This is a genomic window from Rhizobium sp. CC1099 (assembly GCF_029714385.1).
GTDB lineage: Bacteria > Pseudomonadota > Alphaproteobacteria > Rhizobiales > Rhizobiaceae > Rhizobium.
The window spans coordinates 1096240-1114172 of sequence record NZ_CP121642.1 but is presented as its reverse complement, the minus strand read 5'-3'; the positions used below and the strand labels follow the sequence as shown (position 1 = coordinate 1114172).

Below are 17933 nucleotides of genomic sequence, written 5' to 3'. Positions count from 1 at the left end.
CCGATCGCGGCCGGCATCGGACCATCCTTGGAGCATTTCGTTTCAAGACCACTCCAGGCTGCCGGTTCAGCGGCACAAATCCACGAGGAGACGAGCGATGGGCGCACCGACACCGGACAACATCATGCAGCTTGGCCTGGGCTTCTGGGCCTCCAAGACAACGCTCAGCGCGATCGAACTTGGTGTCTTCACGGAGCTCGCCGCAGGCCCGGCCGACCTGCCGGCATTGCAGGCCAGGCTCAAACTGCATTCCCGCTCGGCCCGCGATTTCCTCGATGCCCTGGTTGCCCTGAAGCTGCTCGAACGCGACGACGGCATCTACCGCAACAGCCCCGATACGGACCTCTTCCTCGACAGGGCCAAGCCGTCCTATATCGGCGGCATCCTCGAAATGGCCAATGCTCGGCTCTACGGCTTCTGGGGCTCGCTCACCGAAGCCCTGCGGACGGGGGAAATGCAGAACGAAAGCAAGCATAAGACGGACTTCTTCGCCGCGCTCTATGCGGAACCGGAACGGGTGCGCGGCTTCCTCAGGGCCATGAGCGGCATCAGCGCCGGGGCGGCGCAGGCGATCGCAGCCAAGTTCGATTGGTCGAAATACACGACATTCGCCGATGTAGGCGCGGCGCAGGGCATGGTGCCGGTGGTGGTCGCGCGGGCTCATCCCCACCTTAAGGCGATCGGCTTCGATCTGCCCACCGTGCAGCCGATATTCGAGGAGTTCGTCGCCCAGCAGGGCCTCTCCGACCGTATCCGCTTTCAGGGCGGCAACTTCTTCGACGATCCGATGCCGAACGTGGATGTGATCGTGATGGGACATATCCTGCACGACTGGGATCTCGCCGAGAAGAAGCTGCTGCTGGAAAAGGCCTTCGCCGCGCTGCCGAAAGGCGGGGCCGTGATCGCCTACGACGCCGTCATCGATGACGAGCGCCGCGAGAACGCCTTTGGGCTCCTGATGAGCCTGAACATGCTGATCGAAACCCCCGGCGGATTCGACTATACTGGCGTCGACTGCCAGGCATGGATGCGCGAAGCGGGCTTCGTGTCCCCGCGCGTCGTGCCGTTGGCGGGGCCGGATTCGATGGTGATCGGATTCAAGCCCCAATGAGCGAACCCTCAGCGGTGCGCGGCCCCGGCTCGGTCCTTCGTTTTAGCGCAGTCCGTCCCCGCCCTTGATCTCGGCCGTGCCCCCCCGACACGCGGCAGGGGACGGCCGCTGTCGGTGACGATGATGACGACCACGATCTCGAGGGCGCCTGGAGCGTCGGGCACGCGCACCTCCACGGCGTCGAAACGGCTGCGCACATAGGCAGCGTCCTCGTGGCCGAGCGGCACGTCGAGCTCGCCGCCCAGGCCGCAGCGCTTCTTCGCAGACGGGATCAGGGCCGCGCCCTTGCCGAGCAATTCACGGTCGTCGTCGTAGCGATGAATCCAATCGAAGACGTACAAATCATCGCCAGCCCTGCATACACGGTGCAGACGGTCAGGGACGCCCTCTCGGCTTTGTCCTAACGGACGGTGAAACATCCGACTACAGTGCTGTTCCCGATCTTCTCGCCATGCCGGTAAATCGATCGCGCCGAATGCTCGCCGATAAGGGATACGATGCTGACGCCATTCGCCAGGAGCTTGTCATTCCGCCTCGCTCAACGCGGAAGGACCCGCCACCCTGCGACTACCGAGTTTATAAAGACCGCAACCGCATCGAGCGAATGTTCAACAGGATAAAGCAGTTTCGTCGGATTTCTTACACGTTACGATAAGACCAGAACTTCATATGCAGGCTTCCTCGCTCTGGCCGCCGCAAAAATCTGGCTTCCGCACTTTGTCAACAGAGCCTAGGTCGTAGACTTATAAGCGCGCAGCCACAGCCGGATTGAGGCGAGTTGGACCATAGCGAGGAAGTTGGCCGCGAGCTTGTCGTAGCGGGTGGCGACCCGGCGGAAGTGCTTCAGCTTGGAGAAGAAGCGCTCGATCAGATTGCGCTCGCGATAAAGCTGCTTACTGAAGCAGGCTTCCAGCGGCGGTTACTCTTCGGCGGGATGTTCGGTGTGGCACCCTGCTCTTGGATCAGCTCACGAATGCGGTCGGCTTCGCAGGCCTTGTCGGCCAAAACGATGGTGTGCGGCCCAAGGTGGTCGAGCAGCGTATGGGCGATCTGCCCATCATGAGTTTGGCCCGTCGTCAGGCCAAGCCGGATCGGGAGCCCTTGTGCGTCGACAACGACGTGGATCTTGGTCGTAAGCCCGCCGCGCGAGCGACCGTGATCTGCACCCCGTTTTTGCCGTCGCGGCCTGCTGGTGGGCGCGAACGGAGGTGCTGTCGATCATTTGGATATTACCGTGATTGGCGGCGGTGACAACGTCCATCAGCCGATCCCAAACGCCTGCCTTTTGCCATCGTGCATTGGTCAAACGCTCGGCGGCATGCTGACTTCAAACCTGCTGTCGGCTCAGCTTTATGAGCTGTTTCAGCTGGTTGATGGGGCATTGATCGCAAATTGCGCGGCGAAAGCCCGGATATAGGCGGGCCGAGCTTCCCCGCGAGCTACATAGGCAGCCAAGTTTTGATATTCGTCCAAAATGCCGGACATTCTTAGTCGCAGCAGCACTGATACCATCAATAAATCGCCCGCGCTGAACGCATCATCGAGCCAGTCGGCGACGCCTAAGTGAGCCGAGAGTTTGTCCAGCCGGGCGCGAACACGGTCCTTTACCAACGGCAAGCGCTCCTCGCTCCAAGACTTGTCACCTTCGAATATTTTTGCCGTCGTTAATTCGAGGATCGGCGGCTCGACGGTGTTAAGTGCGGCAAAAATCCACGTGATCGCGCGCGCGCGGGCATCGCGATCCTTCGGCAGCAGGCCCGCATGCTGCTCAGCAAGATGAAAGACGATCGAGCCGGTCTCGAACAGCGAGAGAGAACCTTCCTCATAGGTGGGGATCTGGCCGAAGGGATGGATGGCCAGATGGTCAGGCGCCTTCATCTCTGCGAAGGAAACAAGACGAACCTCATAAGGCTGCCCCACTTCTTCGAGCGCCCAGCGAACGCGCGTATCGCGCGCAAGTCCCTTGCCGCCATCGGGCGATCGTTCAAATGCTGTGATAGTGATTGTCATCGCATCCGTTTCCTTGCTTGGGCGAATTTCTTCGGCTTCCTATCGTGACGACGAATGAGCCTCCCGGAAATCGACATCGGCCTTGAACTATTTTCATTGCTGGGCGCAGGATCGCGAATGCCCGTTTCCGATCAAAGGTCGTGATAGCGCGGTGGCCAATTCCGCAAGGCCGCGCGTAGGGGCCGCCTTGTTCCATTGTCCGCTTTTGCGAGTTTGCGCCCTGAAAGCAGACCGAGGGCCTTCCACCAATTTCGGTTAATCCTGATTTATGGGTTCACGTCCTAGCGGGAACGGGCCACTGAGCTCAAGACCATCGTCGGTGCGCTTGCCGATGGTTGCACTTGGCTAAAGACGACCGAAATCCTCGAAAGGCGCGGCTTCCACGTCATCCAGGAGCCCTTCACCTCGCTTGCTGATGACGTAGCGGCAACGAAGCGTCTATTGGATTTGCAGGACGGGCCGGAAAAGGTCGCGGACGTCATCGAGATGGCGGCCAAACAGGCGGGCAAGTAGCCTTCGGTATGCGGCAGGCGGCGGGAACCGTGTTACGCTCCCTGCCGCTTCACGCTCGCGGGTCATCCTGCGCGGCTCGATATGTCGGACGACGGCAGCCCGGTGGCGTTCGAGATTGTGGAGCAGAAGAGCCGACACCCGTTGGAGCCGATGTCGTGGCGTCTTCACAGTGAGAGCGATACTGACCCGTGAGCCTTAACGCATTATGCGGATTCAACCCCCGGCCGGCCTGCAGAAGAAAGCGGCAACTTTAGCCAAATTCATAGACCAGTGCCACGATGCCGATGAGGCAAAGCAAGGCGAGAATGATGCGCTCTGTCCTCGGTGTCATAGCAGCCACCACATGGGCAGTGATCCCATTAAAAAGATCAGCACCACCAGAGCGAGGTAAATTGCCCAGCCGATACCCGGATGAAGCCTGGCCATCACATTCCGCAAATATTGTAAAATGTATGGTCTTGGGCGAGCCTTGTCTCCCTTGTCCTCTCCGCTTCGATCAGTGCGTGGGCCAACCATTGAATTAACCCGGGCCCCGTGTTGCCTGTGACCAGCGCTCTACCAGCCACGAATATAGGCATGGGCAATTGGGTAAACGCGCAACAAGCCTGTTTGTTTGACGCTATGGTCTTGATTGCGCCATCCGGGCCATCGCCGGCATCGGGCACGGGTTTTGCAACGCGTGCTGGTACGGCGGTTTAACGGAGGCAAAGTGTTATGAAAGGAAACGGTTTGGCGTTTCGGCCGGTCGGTTTGGCGATGCATCGCATCGGCGAGTATCGGGTCGTTAACTCTGTGGGTCTTGCAGCCGATACGCTACTGCAGCACTGGCCGACCGATGACGGAGAGGATTTTTCTGAGGCAGTCATGGCATGCCTTGACGGATTATACGACCGAATACCTCCCGAAGACGTGCGGGCAGCATTTATCAAGGCTGCGCATGAAGCGAACATTATCGTCATCGAATTGGTGAGACCCCCGCATCCGCGCAACTGATGCCGCGTGTTGCTGGCGGCACGCATGAAGGACGAGTTGGCAGTAGAAAGCCGTGCGAAGCCCTTATGTTGCCAGCATTGGTGAAACTGCAGCTGACGGATGCTCAGCCCGCCTTTGAAATTCCAATATCGAGCGATGCGACCTGAACATTGTTGCGTCCGTTTTTCTTTGCGGTGTAGAGGGCACGGTCTGCTCTTGCGATTATGTCTGGCGGCTGATCGGAAACACTGTTCGCGACAGCGATGCCCACGCTGGCGGTTAGTCTCAGAAATGGCCCTGTTCCTGTCTCAATGTTGAGCTCCTGCACAGAACGCCTCAGCCATTCCGCGCGCTCAATCGCTTGCTCGAGCGAACACTCCTCCAGGACGACAACGAACTCTTCCCCGCCGTATCGCGCTGCAAGATGGTTTGCTTGCCATGGCACCGATGTCAGCACATTCGCGACAGCCACAAGAGACCTGTCGCCTGCAAGGTGACCGAAAGTGTCGTTGACGGATTTGAAGTGGTCGATATCGATCATCATGATCGCAACGCCGGGCGAGCTTATTGCCGGACGGGTTAAGACTGCCGCCAGATAGCTTTCAAAGGTCCGTCGGTTCGCCAAGCCCGTCAAAGGATCTTTTTCCGCCAATCCTTGCAGGATCGAATTGGTGCGGTGCAAATCGTCGGATACTTGGCCGTAGGCAACGATCGCCGCATCAATCATCGCGAGTTCCGAAATGAGTGGAAGGCGTTCCAGCGTCAGGACCGGTTTATTCTTGCCAATGCGTTCCAAGTTCTTAATCGCAGCGCCGATGGGTGCAGCAAGATGATGCTTGGCAGCAATGAGTATTGTAACGGCGAAAAGGCCAGGAACAACCAGGATGAGGAGCCATCCAACCTGCATGTAACCCGCACTGTTTTGGATTTCGCTGGCGATATTGTCCGCCACGACGGCAGCATCGCCGCTCAACTGAGTCCCCATCGCATCGAGATCACGTATGGCCCTCTCATAGGCCTGCGTCGCAAGCCGGTCGAGTTCATCAACGACCCGTGCGTCGATAGAATTGGCGGAGGGCGACGGTTGCGTCGAGCTTTCTTTGTCGCGGGCCTGCTGGCGAAGCTTGGCGATCGTTTTGGCTTCGTCGGCGACTTTTTGAGATCTCTCAACCAGAAAACCGTTGTGATCGAACGAAAAGCCTTGCGCGAGAGCCTGGATTTGCAACTGGATCTGGCGCTCCAGTCTGCGGTCTTTCGCCAAAAAAATCGACCGAACAAGGGAAGAGAGACGCTCGATTTTTACCGCATTGCGCGTTTGCGTCAGGATCAGGGGGATCTGTACATCGCGCGTAAAGTTCGCTTGTGTCTCGATCCTTTTCAGAAAGACGAACGAAAAAGCCGCTGCAATCAGCGTATATGCCACGACGCCGAGCAGAAGAAACCTTGCAACAGCGCTGAGTGAGAGCTGACGCCGTTTCGGGGCGCTATTTTCTTCCATTCCATCGGCTCAATAAATGCTGAACGGGAAATAAGCGTCGTTGATGCGGTCGTAGGCACCGTTGAGTTTAATCTGCCTCAGTGCGGCATTCACCTTCTGGATCAGGGCCGAGTTTCCCTTCTTCGCGGTGATGTGCGCCGAACTTTGAAGAAACTCGCTGGAGATTGGATCTCCCACATATCCAAAGCGCGCACCTTCCGTGGTCTGCAGGAAGCTCAAAAGTTCAATGGCATCGCCGATCAAGAGATCGGCCTGGTTGTCCAGAAGAAGACGTTGGGCACCGGGTTGATCCTTGGCCAGCAAGGCCTTGCTTGCACCATAAGCCTTTTGCAAATACTCCGCCTGGATCGTGTCCTGTGCTGCCGCAATCCGGACGCCGGAGAGGGCTGCCGGCGCACTATCCTGGAACTTTTCAGCGTCGCCGACCAGCACCGAATGAGAACGGTAGTATGGAGCGGAGAACTCCATTTTTTGAGCGCGCTCTTCGGTAAACGCCATGCTTGCGACGATCATGTCGTATTTATCATCCGACAAGCCTTGAACGATCTCGGTCCAGGGGACGGCGACAAACGTGCAATCAACGGCCATTTGCTGGCAAAGCGCTTTGGCGATATCGACGTCGAAACCAGCAAGCTGACCGGATGCATCCTGAAAATTAAATGGTGGGTATGCGCCCTCCGTCGCGACTCGGAGCTTTTCATTCGCCGTCGCGAGATCAATCGAGCCTGCGAAAAAAAGTACTGCTGCAAGTGCGAACCGGCCGATCATCTGTTCCCCCATCTTCCGTCCTTTGAACATATTAGAAGGAAATAGATAACAAACGATGATGGCATCCCATCGATTTCAACGAATTTGGGGCCAATCCGAGGTTCCATTCGCACCCAGGGCGCCACTCGGCACCATCTCATCGTGAACCTCGCGGGATATCCCGGCGTTCAGGCCGGGGAGGAGCGCGAGAGCGGCCTTGGGCCGCTTCCCGCTGGGATTTGACATATTCGGCGATCACCGGGAGCGGTGCGCCGCCACAGCTTGCCGCAAAGGAGGACGGCGACCACAAAACGCCCTTGTAGTAGCGCCCGGTGATTTCCGGGCGGCTCTCGCGCAGAAGTCGGCTGGATACGCCTTTGAGGCTGTTGACCAGCTTCGACAGGGCGATCTTCGGAGGGTAATGCACCAGAGGTGAACATGATCGTCCTCGCCGTCGCATTCGATCAATTCGGCCTCGAAGTCGCGACACAGCTTGGCGAAGATGCGCCGCAGGGCGCGGATTGCCGGTTCTGACAGAACGTCACGGCGGTATTTCGTGACAAAGACCAAATGACCATGGAGCATGGTGACGACATGCCTGCCGGTGCGATCCACGGTTGCGCTCCTTGGAGCAATTGATAGAATCGTAACATGATCCACCGCGCTTTCCGCTACAAGCTCGCTCCGACCGCCGAACAGGAAGTCCTGTTGCGGCAGTTCGCGGGTGTTGTGCGGCTGGTCTATAATCTGGCGCTGGAGCAGCGCAGGGACTGGTGGCGGCATTACCGGCGGCAGACCGGGAACCGCTTGAACTCCATCGCCCAGGCGCGGGAATTGACCGCACTGCGGGCCGCGTTCGACTGGATTGCCGCCGTGCATGTGACGCCCCAGCAGCAGGCCCTGCGCGATCTGGATAAGGCGTATGCCAACGTCTTCGCCGGGCGCGCAGGATATCCCTCGCGCCCCGCAAGAAGGGCGTGAACGGCGCCTTCCGCTTTCAGGGGCGGGAGATCGAGGTCAAGCGCCTGAACGGCAAGTGGTCCGCCGCGCGCCTTCCCAAGATCGGCTGGGTGAAGTTCCGCGACACGCGGCGCCTGCGTGGCAAGACCATGAATGTGACGGTGAGCCTGGCGGCGAACGGCTGGCACATCGCCTTCGCCTGCGAAATCGACCATGCCGTCCCGCAAAACGATTTGCCCGCCGTGGGGATCGACCGGGGCGTGGCGAACACGCTGACGCTTTCGACCGGGGAGCATTGGTGGATGCCTGCCGGCCTTGCGGAGATCGAGCCCAGGAAGCGCCGGGCCCAGCGCGTTCTGGCGCGGCGCAAGCGCGGGTCGCGCCGCCACGCCAAGGCCCGCCGCCGCGTTGCAGCCTTGCAGGCCGGTGCTGCCCGCATCCGGCAGGATTGGCGGCACAAGGCCAGTCTTGATATCGCCCGTCGCTTCGCAACGGTCGTGCTGGAAGACCTCGCCACGCGCAACATGACGCGCAGCGCCAGGGGAACCGTGGACGCGCCCGCAACCCACGTCTGCCAGAAGGCCGGCCTGAACCGGGCGATCCTCGAACAAGGCTGGCACGGCTTTGAAACCGTGTTGGCCGACAAGCTCGAAGAACGGGGCGGATACCTGTGCAAGGTCGATCCCCGCCACACCTCGCAGACCTGTTCGGCCTGCGCCGCCGTGGACAGGGAAAGCCGCGAAAGCCAAGCGTCTTTCCGCTGTTGCCAATGCGGCTTGCGCGCCCATGCCGACCACAATGCTGCAATCAACATCCTGCGTCGGAACACGGCGTCTATGATCGTGGAGGAAGGGCAGCCGCTCTCCGTTGAAGCGATAACGATCGGCGGAGCTTCGCGCCCCCTCGGAAATCCCCCGCTTGCAAGCGGGGGAAGATGTTAATTTAAAGATGTCAGCGTTATCGCAAGGCCCAAGACGCTGGCGGAATACCGGCATCGTTTGCCGCCGGCCAAATCGTCGGACTTGTCGTTGCGAACGCGCCGGCAAAACCACACCACTCAATGCGATCGCCGAAGAGCTTCCCTTCGGCGGCAATCCTGTGGGGGCTGAAGACTATGTCGCAAAGACGCAGGCGACGGTGCTGATCGCAATCCCACGATCTCAACCCCCGCCGCGCTGCACAGCGACACCATTTTGCTGTTGCGCGCGGTGCGACTTGCGGGATTGGACACATGAACATGAGACTGTCGTCACACCGGAAACACTTCACGGGTTTATGGAATCGCGGCCAAATTTGTCACCTCCCGATCCGGCACGCTCATGATTTTGCCGCTTTCGCCGTGATCGCCATCAACCAACCAACCGAGCTTCGCAACGTTCGGCGCTCCGGAACATCCGGCAGATGTAACGTCATCGCCCCATTTGACGCTGCGTCGGATGCACCCCAGAACACCAACTGTCGCACGACTGCGACAGTTCGGCCGAGCCATGCGACAATCTTCATATTCCAGAAGCATTGCAGAAACCCGAGACTTCCGACAGATTGCTCTTGCGTTCCGTGGGAGGAGCCGATGCACGAACACTCCGCACATGCGGGTCATGTCTATACATGCGCGCAGCAGAAATCAGCGGCGGCAAGTTCACCAATTGTGGCTTCATGGCGGCGTTGCATGACCATGCATCAGTTGGCGCCGGAAGATGTGCGCACACCTTTGCGGCTCACCGATCACGAGTTTCGGCAGGCACGCGAGCAATCGGAACAACTGATCAAGGATGCTGCAGACGAGCTCGACCGGCTTTTTACGACAGTCGGTAAGGCCGGCTGCTGCTTGCTGCTCACGGACCGCAACGGCATTGCGCTGGAACGGCGGGGCAACGCCGGCGACGACAAGGAGTTTCACGATCTCGGCCTCTGGACCGGATCGATTTGGACGGAGGCAAGCATTGGAACGAACGGCATCGGCACTGCGCTGGCCGACGAACGCGCCGTTGCGATCTTCCGTGACCAGCATTTCTTCTGTTCCAATATCCGGCTCAGCTGTACGACCGCGCCGATCCGCGATCATCGCGGCCAGCTCGCAGCCGCACTCGACATTTCCACCTGCCGCGACGATGTCAACGAGATGACGTTGTCGATCCTGTCGCAGACCGTGCGCGACGCAGCCCTTCGCATCGAGCTCAATATCTTCCGGAGCGCCTTTACCGGCGCACGTTTCCTGATGGTCCCCTCAGGCGCGAATTCGGCGGCCGCCTTACTTGCCGTGGACAAGCACGACCTCGTGCTCGGAGCTACCCGCGCGGCGCGGCTGGCACTGAAGCTCGACGACCGGCAGATTGCGGCGGGCATTCCCGCGGCCGATGCGCTTCATGAAAGCTGCGCCGCAAACGGCAAGGCTCTTCTGGAAGCTGAGCGTGCGGCGCTTTTGCGCGCCCTCACCCGAACCAACGGCAACGTCTCGCGGGCTGCGATGGATCTTGGCATGAGCCGGGCAACCCTTCATCGCAAGATGAAGAAGCTCAATCTCCACTGAACGTCTCTTGTTCTTTCCGAAGTGCGATTATCATGTCGCAACGCTGCGACACTGTGCACTGCAACAATACCCCGCCAGTCTGGTTCGTACGGCAAAAGATGCGCAGAATTCCTCCACTGGTTCACTCCTGAACCTGGCTCATCTAGGGAGGATGACATGCAGCATCAGAAGATCGTCGAATCGCCGTTCAAGTTGAAATACGGTAACTTCATCGGGGGCGAGTGGCGCGAGCCGATCGAAGGCAAATACTTCGACAACATCACGCCGGTCACAGGCGGCAAGCTTTGCGAAATTGCACGTTCCGACGAAAAGGACGTCAACGCGGCGCTCGATGCGGCCCATGCCGCGAAGGACAAATGGGCGAAGACTTCGGCTGCCGAACGCTCGAATATCCTGATGAAGATCGCCCAGCGCATGGAGGACAAGCTGGAATTGCTCGCCCAGGCCGAGACGTGGGACAACGGCAAACCGATCCGCGAGACGATGGCGGCCGACATTCCGCTTGCCATCGACCACTTCCGTTATTTTGCTGCCTGCATACGTGCACAGGAAGGCTCTATCGGCGAAATCGACCACGACACCGTCGCCTATCACTTCCACGAGCCGCTTGGCGTCGTCGGCCAGATCATTCCTTGGAACTTCCCCATCCTGATGGCAGCCTGGAAGCTTGCTCCGGCCCTTGCGGCCGGCAATTGCGTGGTTCTCAAGCCGGCCGAACAGACACCGGCTTCGATTCTCGTGTGGGCCGAACTCGTCGGCGATCTGCTGCCGCCAGGCGTCCTCAATATCGTCAATGGTTTCGGCCTGGAAGCCGGCAAGCCGCTTGCGGCCAGCCCGCGCATCGCCAAGATCGCCTTCACGGGCGAGACCTCGACCGGCCGACTGATCATGCAATATGCCAGCCAGAACCTCATTCCCGTGACCCTCGAACTCGGCGGCAAGTCGCCAAATATCTTCTTCGCCGACGTCATGGCCGAAGACGACGATTTCCTTGACAAGGCGCTGGAAGGCTTTGCGATGTTTGCGCTGAACCAGGGCGAAGTCTGCACCTGCCCCAGCCGCGCCCTGGTTGAGGAACCGATCTATGACCGCTTCATGGAAAGGGCCGTCAAGCGCGTCGAAGCCATCAAGCAGGGCAACCCGCTCGACAGCGCGACAATGATCGGCGCGCAGGCATCGAACGAACAGTTGGAGAAGATCCTCGCCTATCTCGACATCGGCAAGCAGGAAGGAGCCGAAGTCCTGGCGGGGGGCACGCGCAACGATCTCGGCGGCGAACTTGCCAAGGGCTATTACGTCAAACCGACGATCTTCAGGGGGCATAACAGGATGCGCATCTTCCAGGAAGAGATCTTCGGCCCGGTGGTATCGGTCACGACCTTCAAGAATGAGAAGGAAGCGCTGGAGATCGCCAACGACACGCTTTACGGCCTGGGAGCAGGCGTTTGGACGCGTGATGGAAGCCGCGCCTACCGCTTCGGCCGCGAGATCCAGGCGGGCCGCGTCTGGACGAATTGCTACCACGCCTATCCGGCGCATGCAGCATTCGGCGGCTACAAGCAGTCTGGTATCGGCCGCGAAACGCATAAGATGATGCTTGACCATTACCAGCAGACCAAGAACATGCTCGTGAGCTACAGCCCGAAGGCGCTCGGCTTCTTCTGAGGAACGGGTTGATCATAAATTGCTGCCTTCTCCCTATTCGGGGAGGAGGCTTTTCGGCATGAAGGAACCAGGATGGAAACGACCGTTACCGGAGAACCGCGCGTGCTTGCAACGGATGCGGCGCTTGTTCTCATCAGCGAGATCCGCCGCGACCATCCCGATATCCTGTTTCACCAGTCCGGCGGCTGCTGCGATGGGTCGTCGCCGATGTGTTACCCGTCAAATGAATTCCGCGTCGGGGAGACAGATGTGAAACTGGGCGAGATCGGGGGCGTGCCTGTCTATATCAGTGCCCGCCAGTTCGAGGTCTGGAAGCATACGCAACTGATCATCGATGTCGTCCCCGGCCGCGGCGGCATGTTTTCGCTCGACAACGGGCGAGAGAAGCGTTTTCTCACCCCCTCGCGCCTTTTGGGCGGCGCGACCTGCGCCATCCCGGATCAGCGCACAAGCGCTTTCGATGTCCCTAGCGTTTGAGAGCTCCATCGGCTGCGCATGTTCGCAAAGCTCATTTCTTCGGCGCTTCGAACAGTTCGATCGGATTTCCCGCAGGGTCCTCGAGAAGGATCTGCCTGCCGCCCATTCCTTGCACGATTTCGTTGCGGAACCGTGCGCCGGCTTGGCGCAGTGCTGCGACCTGTGCCTCTATATCCGCAACTTCGATCTGAATACGATTCCAGCCGCCGGGCTCTGGCTTGCGCCCATCCGGCATCGCCTGTGGCGCTCCGCCTGGTCCGGTCATTGCGCTTACGAGAAGGCGAAACCCATCTTTGGTGAGAATGGCGAAGCCTGGCGCGGGACGAAACGCGACAGAGAAGCCGAGATGCTGTTGGTAAAAGTCGACTGCTGCGTCGACGTCGTCAACGATGTAACGCACGCTGATGCCTGACATGGAATTTTCCTCCGTTGTAGCTCTCGTTAATTCACCCCGATAATTGGCAGATGATTTGCTTTTGCCCAAAGGTCCTCAAATGGGATGGAGGAGCGCACCGCTTGCTGCCAGCAGCAAGACGACGATCCAGGGTGGCATCTTCCAGACGACAAGCAAGAGGAACCCTGCGAGTGCGAGTGCAAAATCCACGGGCGAGAGTACAGCGTTTGTCCAGACCGGGCTGTAGAGCGCAGCACCAAGGATCCCGACGACGGCGGCGTTCGCGCCGCACATGGCGGCCTGTGCCGCGGGTCGCAGCCGAAGCGCGTCCCAGAACGGCAGCGTGCCGTAGACCAGCAGCAGGCCCGGCAAAAAGACGGCGACAAGGGCGATGACCGCCCCGGCGAGCCCGTTGGGCGCGGGCCCCATGACCGCGCCGAGATAGGCGGCGAAGGTAAAAAGCGGTCCGGGCACTGCCTGCGCCAAGCCATAGCCGGCGAGAAAGGCCTCGTTCGTCACCCAACCAGGCGTCACCACTTCCGCCTGAAGCAACGGCAGCACGACATGTCCCCCACCGAACACCAGAGAGCCCGAGCGATAGAAGGCGTCGAACAGCGCGACAGCCTCATGGCCGGTGAAGCCGGCAACAAGCGGCGGAACCAAGAACAAGACCGCGAAGAAGATGAGCGCGATCGCGCCGCCCCGGCGCGAGACTGGGAAGCTGAGACGTCCGGCCTGCACAGGGACGTCCGCGCGGCAAAGCCAGAGCCCGGCAACAGAACCAAGTGCGATCGCGCCGGTCTGGCCGAGCGTTCCCCCGATGAACACCGTGATCGCAACGGCGGCCAGCGCAATGCCGGCACGCTCACGGTCAGGCGTAAGAACCTTCGCCATACCCCAGATCGCCTGCGAGACAACGGCAACGGCTACCAGCTTCAGGCCGTGCAGGAAGCCTTCTGCTACGGGTCCGGTGAAAGCCGCGGCACCGAGCGCAAAAACAAGGAGCATGGCGGCCGATGGCATGGTGAAAGCGAACCAGGCTGCGATCCCGCCAAGCAAGCCGTTGCCGCGCAGGATACCGAGCGAAAAGCCGACCTGGCTTGACGCCGGTCCCGGCAGAAATTGGCAAAGCGCCACGAGATCGGCATAGCCGGCCTCGTCGATCCATCTGCGCCGCACCACCAACTCGTCCCGGAAATAGCCGAGATGCGCGATCGGTCCGCCGAAGGAGGTCAGCCCGAGCTTCAAGAAGACGCGAAAGACTTCACCGGGATTGCCACGCGGGCGCTCGACTGCAAACTCAGGCAGAGCTGTCTGGGAGGATTTCACGAAATAGCTCCTTGGCTTTTTCCTTGGCCTTTTCGAGAGCGACAAGGCCGTAGGGTGTAGCGTTGTAGATCCGCCGGCGCGTGCGGCCCACGCGTTCGATACGTGAGGCCAGATAACCTTTCTTCTCCAGAGAGTGCAGCATGGGGTAGAGCGTCCCGGCGCTGACTTTGTACCCATGCCGGGCCAGTTCCTCGATCATCCACATGCCGTGCAGATCGCCCTCGGCGGCGTGATGGAGCACGTGGAGCCGGATAAAACCGGAAAGAAGATCCTGATATTCCATTCCTCGCCATCAAAAATAGATACTCGATATTCGATATCGGGAATCGAGTGTAACAGGAAGAGTTCGGCCCGCAAACCTGCCAGCACGAAGCCGGTCGACAAAACCCGTTCATAGGAAAATACCGATGGTCAGTGAGGCGACCTGCGCGAAGACATCGAGAAAGTAACCCAGACTGCAAGCGATATCCGAAATCGCAGCCGAAGTGCTCGGCGGCCTGAAAAAGGCCTTCAGCGACTACGAACAGACGAACGAGCCTGCCTGGCGATGATTTGAGGAACGTTGCCTATTCAGCTTTCCATATCATTTGGCGACTACGATCGTCGCGGCTCGCAGCTGAGCTGCCGACTTTCTCACCTTTCTGCCCGCAGATCCACGGTCTGCAGCTCTCCGCCTGTTCAAGACAATGGTTCCGGAACCATCGAGGCCTGCATAGGACGTACCGTGCCGGAGTGCAGGAGAATGGCTGCCCCAGATGTCTTGAACAGGCGAGGCTTTTGACGGATCGCTACATTTTTATGTCGTGGATCGACTGTAGTCGCGCCATTGCGTGTACTAGATTCGGCGCAACAAAGTTCGAGGGCGCATGTGATGGCAGAATTTCCACAAAAAGCGAAAGTCGTAATTATTGGGTTGGGCGGCATTGTCGGCGCATCGATTGCGCATCACCTGATCGAACGTGGCTGGGACGACATCGTCGGCATCGACAAGTCGGGCATCCCGACAGACATCGGCTCGACGGCGCACGCCTCCGACTTCTGCTACACGACCAGCCATGACTATCTCTCGGTCTGGACGACGCAGTACTCCATCGATTTCTACGAGAAAATGGGCCATTACGCCCGCATCGGCGGCCTGGAAGTTGCACGCACCGGCGACGATACCTGGATGGAAGAGATCAAGCGCAAGCTGACCTCGGCTAAGGCCTTCGGTACCCGGGCATATTACGTCAGCCCGGCCGAGATCAAGGAAAAGTTCCCGCTGATCGAGGAGAGTATGGTTCAGGGGGGCCTGTTCGATCCCGATGCCGGCCTCGTCATTCCACGCTCGCAGACCGTCGCCGGCAAGTTGGTCGATGCTGGCGAAAAGGTCGGCAAGCTCAAGGTTTTCGGCAATACGCCTGCCAAATCGCTGATCGTCGAGAATGGCCGCATCAAGGGCGTCGTCACTCATCGCGGCACGATCATGGCCGATCATGTCGTCGTCTGTGCCGGGATCTGGGGTCGCCTGATCGCCGAAATGGTCGGCGAAGATCTTCCGGTCATGCCGGTCGACCATCCGCTGACTTTCTTCGGCCCCTACAACGAGTTCGAAGGCACGGGCAAGGAAATCGGCTTCCCGCTTTTGCGCGACCAGGGCAACTCCGCCTACATGCGCGATACCGGCGACCCGAAGACCACAGAAGGCGGCCAGATCGAATGGGGCTATTACGAAACGACCAATCCTCGCCTTTGCCATCCGCGCGACATTCTGGAAAAGCATGAAGCTCGCCTCTCGCCCTCGCAACGCGACCTCGAAATGGAGCAGATCCTCGAGCCGCTGGAGCGCGCCATGGAGCTCACCCCGATCCTCGGTGAACTGGGCTACAATGAAGGCCATTCCTTCAACGGTCTCTTGCAGGTCTCTGCGGCTGGCGGCCCGTCCTGCGGCGAAAGCCAGAAGGTTCGCGGCCTCTGGTACTGCGTCGCCATCTGGGTCAAGGACGGCCCCGGCTACGGCAAGCTGATCGCCGACTGGATGACGGACGGCCGCACAGAGATCGACCATGCCAGTATCGACTATGCGCGCTTCTATCCGCACCAGCTCGAGGAAAAATTCATCGAGGGCCGTACATTCGAGGCTGCCCAGAAGATCTACTTTCCCGCCATACATCCGCGCGAGCCCTATGCCACCGGACGCAACGTCAAGCGCTCGCCTTTCTACGAGCGCGAGGTGGAGCTCGGCGGATACTTCATGGAACTTGGAGGCTGGGAACGCGCACACGGCTACAAGGCGAACGAGCATCTGCTTGAAAAGTATGGCGACCGCGTTCCGGTTCGCGAAAACGAGTGGGACAACCGGCACTTCTGGCGCGTATCGAATGCTGAACATCTCGCCATGAGCGAGGATTGCGGAATCGTCAACCTCAGCCACTTCTACATGTTCGACGTCGAAGGTCCGGACCATGTCGAACTGATGGAATGGATCTGCGCGGCCAAGATCGGCGGTGATGCCAACGTCGGAAAGGGCATCTACACGCACTTCCTCGATGACGAAGGCATGGTCCGTGCCGACCTGACCGTGATCCGCATGGCCGACCGCTGCCGCGTCATCGACGGCGCCGATGCCGGCCCGCGCGATTTCCATTACGTGAAGCGCATCGCCGAGGACAAAGACTTCAACGTTACCGTCACCGAGGTGGCCGAGAAGTACATCACCATCGGTATCTGGGGTCCGAATGCGCGTGCAACTCTGAAAAAGGTCGTCGCCGATCCGGCCGGCCTTGATCCCGAAAACTTCGCCTTCGCGGCAATAAAACCGATCGAGATCGCCGGCAAGTCCGTCACTGCCTTCCGCATTTCCTATGTCGGCGAACAGGGCTGGGAACTGCACATGAAATATGAGGACGGCCTTTCTGTGTGGGATGCGCTGCGCTCCACCGGCGTTATGGCGTTCGGCGTGGAAACTTATGCCAATTCCCGCCGCATGGAAAAGAGCCTGCGCCTGCAGAACGCCGACTTACTTACGCAGTACAACCTCATCGAATCCGACCTCGCCCGTCCGAAGGTCAAGGAAGCTGACTTCCGCGGCAAGTCCAAGCATCTGGAATACAAGGCTCGCGAGCACCAGCCGGCCATGCTCTGCACGCTCGTGATGACCGACAATGTCGACAGGAGCGGTGTTGCCCGCTACCCGGTCGGCTCACTGCCGGTCATGGATCCGGCCACGGGCGAAACGCTGGTCGACGAACTCGGCCGCCGCTCCTATACGACGTCGATTGCCTATGGCCCGACCATCGGCAAGAATATCGCGCTGGCCTTTCTGCCCTGGTCCTATTGCCAGGTGGGCCGCGAGCTCGACGTCGATTACTTCGGCGAGACCTATCCCGTCGAAGTCGTCGCCGTCGGCTACAAGCCGCTCTACGATCCGGAAAATTCGAAGCCCCGGAGCTGACGTCAAGAACAACGGGTTCACCGAACCCGTTGCCTCGTCCCATGACGGACGGGGGCGCTGCGCTCGCGTTATCCACGCTGCAGTATTGAACGCCAGCACAGCGCGTTCGCTACGCAATATCACAAACAACGAGGCTGATAATCTCGCGCGCGAACTCGCGGAAGTCGTCGGCACCAGCAATTGCTGTGATTGTCGGCCGCAAGTAAACGATCCACGCCCGCCGCCAGAAAAAAACGCCGAGGGAAACGGCGCGTCGCGGCGCGTGCGTGGCAACAACGGCGCCACCCATCGTCT

The 17933-nt window shown here is 59.7% G+C and carries 16 protein-coding genes and 4 pseudogenes; 11 read left to right on the top strand and 9 right to left on the bottom strand.

Annotated features, from left to right (window positions below):
- Positions 1-97 precede the first annotated feature (97 nt).
- The gene (locus QA644_RS26540) at positions 98-1111 is read left to right on the top strand and encodes a methyltransferase (protein ID WP_283073908.1); all 1014 of its coding nucleotides are present in this window, start codon (positions 98-100) and stop codon (positions 1109-1111) included.
- A 42-nt stretch (positions 1112-1153) separates the two neighbouring features.
- On the opposite strand, the pseudogene QA644_RS26535 reads toward QA644_RS26540, so the two are convergent.
- Positions 1154-1413, bottom strand: a pseudogene (locus tag QA644_RS26535) (amino acid synthesis family protein); the annotation flags it as partial.
- On the opposite strand from QA644_RS26535, the gene QA644_RS26530 reads away from it, so the two are divergent.
- Positions 1407-1766 carry a transposase gene (locus QA644_RS26530; RefSeq protein ID WP_349254144.1) on the top strand — a complete coding sequence of 120 codons (360 nt, stop codon included), beginning with the start codon at positions 1407-1409 and terminating at the stop codon, positions 1764-1766. The pseudogene QA644_RS26535 and the gene QA644_RS26530 overlap by 7 nt on opposite strands.
- Before the next feature lie 75 nt (positions 1767-1841).
- Here QA644_RS26530 and QA644_RS26525 read toward each other — a convergent pair.
- Positions 1842-2405, bottom strand: a pseudogene (locus QA644_RS26525) (IS5 family transposase); the annotation flags it as partial.
- A 68-nt stretch (positions 2406-2473) separates the two neighbouring features.
- The gene (locus tag QA644_RS26520) at positions 2474-3121 is read right to left on the bottom strand and encodes a glutathione S-transferase family protein (protein WP_239600801.1); all 648 of its coding nucleotides are present in this window, start codon (positions 3119-3121) and stop codon (positions 2474-2476) included.
- Between the two features lie 291 nt (positions 3122-3412).
- Here QA644_RS26520 and QA644_RS26515 point away from each other — a divergent pair.
- Both QA644_RS26515 and QA644_RS26510 read left to right on the top strand, forming a co-directional pair.
- Positions 3413-3583, top strand: a pseudogene (locus QA644_RS26515) (alpha/beta hydrolase); the annotation flags it as partial.
- A 765-nt stretch (positions 3584-4348) separates the two neighbouring features.
- A complete protein-coding gene (locus tag QA644_RS26510; RefSeq protein WP_194731211.1) occupies positions 4349-4627 on the top strand; it encodes a DUF982 domain-containing protein in 279 nt (92 codons plus the stop codon).
- A 103-nt stretch (positions 4628-4730) separates the two neighbouring features.
- Here QA644_RS26510 and QA644_RS26505 read toward each other — a convergent pair whose 3' ends face one another.
- Positions 4731-5333 carry a GGDEF domain-containing protein gene (locus tag QA644_RS26505; protein ID WP_283073907.1) on the bottom strand — a complete coding sequence of 201 codons (603 nt, stop codon included), beginning with the start codon at positions 5331-5333 and terminating at the stop codon, positions 4731-4733.
- On the opposite strand from QA644_RS26505, the gene QA644_RS26500 reads away from it, so the two are divergent.
- Positions 5301-6068 carry a hypothetical protein gene (locus QA644_RS26500; RefSeq protein ID WP_283073906.1) on the top strand — a complete coding sequence of 256 codons (768 nt, stop codon included), beginning with the start codon at positions 5301-5303 and terminating at the stop codon, positions 6066-6068. The genes QA644_RS26505 and QA644_RS26500 overlap by 33 nt on opposite strands.
- Positions 6069-6113: 45 nt before the next feature.
- On the opposite strand, the gene QA644_RS26495 is transcribed toward QA644_RS26500, so the two are convergent.
- Together QA644_RS26495 and tnpA are read right to left on the bottom strand one after the other, a co-directional pair.
- A complete protein-coding gene (locus QA644_RS26495; protein ID WP_283073905.1) occupies positions 6114-6884 on the bottom strand; it encodes a transporter substrate-binding domain-containing protein in 771 nt (256 codons plus the stop codon).
- A gap of 124 nt (positions 6885-7008) precedes the next feature.
- Positions 7009-7436: pseudogene (gene tnpA, locus QA644_RS26490) on the bottom strand (IS200/IS605 family transposase).
- 66 nt (positions 7437-7502) lie between these two features.
- On the opposite strand from tnpA, the gene QA644_RS26485 reads away from it, so the two are divergent.
- The 5 genes from QA644_RS26485 (at position 7503) to QA644_RS26465 (ending at position 12483) form a co-directional block, all read left to right on the top strand.
- A complete protein-coding gene (locus QA644_RS26485) occupies positions 7503-7832 on the top strand; it encodes a helix-turn-helix domain-containing protein (protein ID WP_239600646.1) in 330 nt (109 codons plus the stop codon).
- Positions 7829-8752, top strand: coding sequence for a transposase (locus QA644_RS26480; RefSeq protein WP_283073904.1), 924 nt, complete (start codon positions 7829-7831; stop codon positions 8750-8752). The genes QA644_RS26485 and QA644_RS26480 overlap by 4 nt, the downstream gene beginning before the upstream one ends.
- 629 nt (positions 8753-9381) lie before the next feature.
- Complete coding sequence (locus QA644_RS26475; RefSeq protein ID WP_283073903.1) at positions 9382-10341, top strand: helix-turn-helix domain-containing protein; 960 nt, start codon at positions 9382-9384, stop codon at positions 10339-10341.
- Positions 10342-10497: 156 nt separating this feature from the next.
- Positions 10498-12006, top strand: a complete 1509-nt coding sequence (gene adh, locus QA644_RS26470; RefSeq protein ID WP_283073902.1) for an aldehyde dehydrogenase — start codon at positions 10498-10500, stop codon at positions 12004-12006.
- A gap of 72 nt (positions 12007-12078) precedes the next feature.
- On the top strand, positions 12079-12483 hold the full coding sequence (locus QA644_RS26465) for a DUF779 domain-containing protein (protein WP_283073901.1): 405 nt from the start codon (positions 12079-12081) through the stop codon (positions 12481-12483).
- Between the two features lie 31 nt (positions 12484-12514).
- Here QA644_RS26465 and QA644_RS26460 read toward each other — a convergent pair whose 3' ends face one another.
- The 3 genes from QA644_RS26460 to QA644_RS26450 form a co-directional block, all read right to left on the bottom strand.
- Positions 12515-12898 carry a VOC family protein gene (locus QA644_RS26460; RefSeq protein WP_283073900.1) on the bottom strand — a complete coding sequence of 128 codons (384 nt, stop codon included), beginning with the start codon at positions 12896-12898 and terminating at the stop codon, positions 12515-12517.
- A 75-nt stretch (positions 12899-12973) separates the two neighbouring features.
- Positions 12974-14206 carry a chromate efflux transporter gene (gene chrA / locus QA644_RS26455; protein WP_283073899.1) on the bottom strand — a complete coding sequence of 411 codons (1233 nt, stop codon included), beginning with the start codon at positions 14204-14206 and terminating at the stop codon, positions 12974-12976.
- Positions 14178-14489, bottom strand: coding sequence for a PadR family transcriptional regulator (locus tag QA644_RS26450; RefSeq protein WP_239600807.1), 312 nt, complete (start codon positions 14487-14489; stop codon positions 14178-14180). Before QA644_RS26450 ends, chrA begins: the two co-directional genes overlap by 29 nt.
- Before the next feature lie 588 nt (positions 14490-15077).
- Between QA644_RS26450 and QA644_RS26445 the strand changes: the two genes are divergently transcribed.
- Positions 15078-17639 (top strand): FAD-dependent oxidoreductase, encoded by a 2562-nt coding sequence (locus QA644_RS26445; protein ID WP_074071811.1) that lies wholly within the window; start codon positions 15078-15080, stop codon positions 17637-17639.
- Positions 17640-17933: the final 294 nt, after the last annotated feature.

Bases quoted from the DNA above. Each gene is read 5' to 3' on its own strand.
- QA644_RS26510 (WP_194731211.1), top strand. From the start codon at position 4,349: ATGAAAGGAAACGGTTTGGCGTTTCGGCCGGTCGGTTTGGCGATGCAT.
- QA644_RS26540 (WP_283073908.1), top strand. From the start codon at position 98: ATGGGCGCACCGACACCGGACAACATCATGCAGCTTGGCCTGGGCTTC.
- QA644_RS26475 (WP_283073903.1), top strand. From the start codon at position 9,382: ATGCACGAACACTCCGCACATGCGGGTCATGTCTATACATGCGCGCAG.
- QA644_RS26485 (WP_239600646.1), top strand. From the start codon at position 7,503: ATGATCCACCGCGCTTTCCGCTACAAGCTCGCTCCGACCGCCGAACAG.
- QA644_RS26495 (WP_283073905.1), bottom strand. From the start codon at position 6,884: ATGGGGGAACAGATGATCGGCCGGTTCGCACTTGCAGCAGTACTTTTT.
- QA644_RS26445 (WP_074071811.1), top strand. From the start codon at position 15,078: ATGGCAGAATTTCCACAAAAAGCGAAAGTCGTAATTATTGGGTTGGGC.
- QA644_RS26450 (WP_239600807.1), bottom strand. From the start codon at position 14,489: ATGGAATATCAGGATCTTCTTTCCGGTTTTATCCGGCTCCACGTGCTC.
- adh (WP_283073902.1), top strand. From the start codon at position 10,498: ATGCAGCATCAGAAGATCGTCGAATCGCCGTTCAAGTTGAAATACGGT.
- QA644_RS26460 (WP_283073900.1), bottom strand. From the start codon at position 12,898: ATGTCAGGCATCAGCGTGCGTTACATCGTTGACGACGTCGACGCAGCA.
- QA644_RS26465 (WP_283073901.1), top strand. From the start codon at position 12,079: ATGGAAACGACCGTTACCGGAGAACCGCGCGTGCTTGCAACGGATGCG.
- QA644_RS26520 (WP_239600801.1), bottom strand. From the start codon at position 3,121: ATGACAATCACTATCACAGCATTTGAACGATCGCCCGATGGCGGCAAG.
- QA644_RS26505 (WP_283073907.1), bottom strand. From the start codon at position 5,333: ATGATTGATGCGGCGATCGTTGCCTACGGCCAAGTATCCGACGATTTG.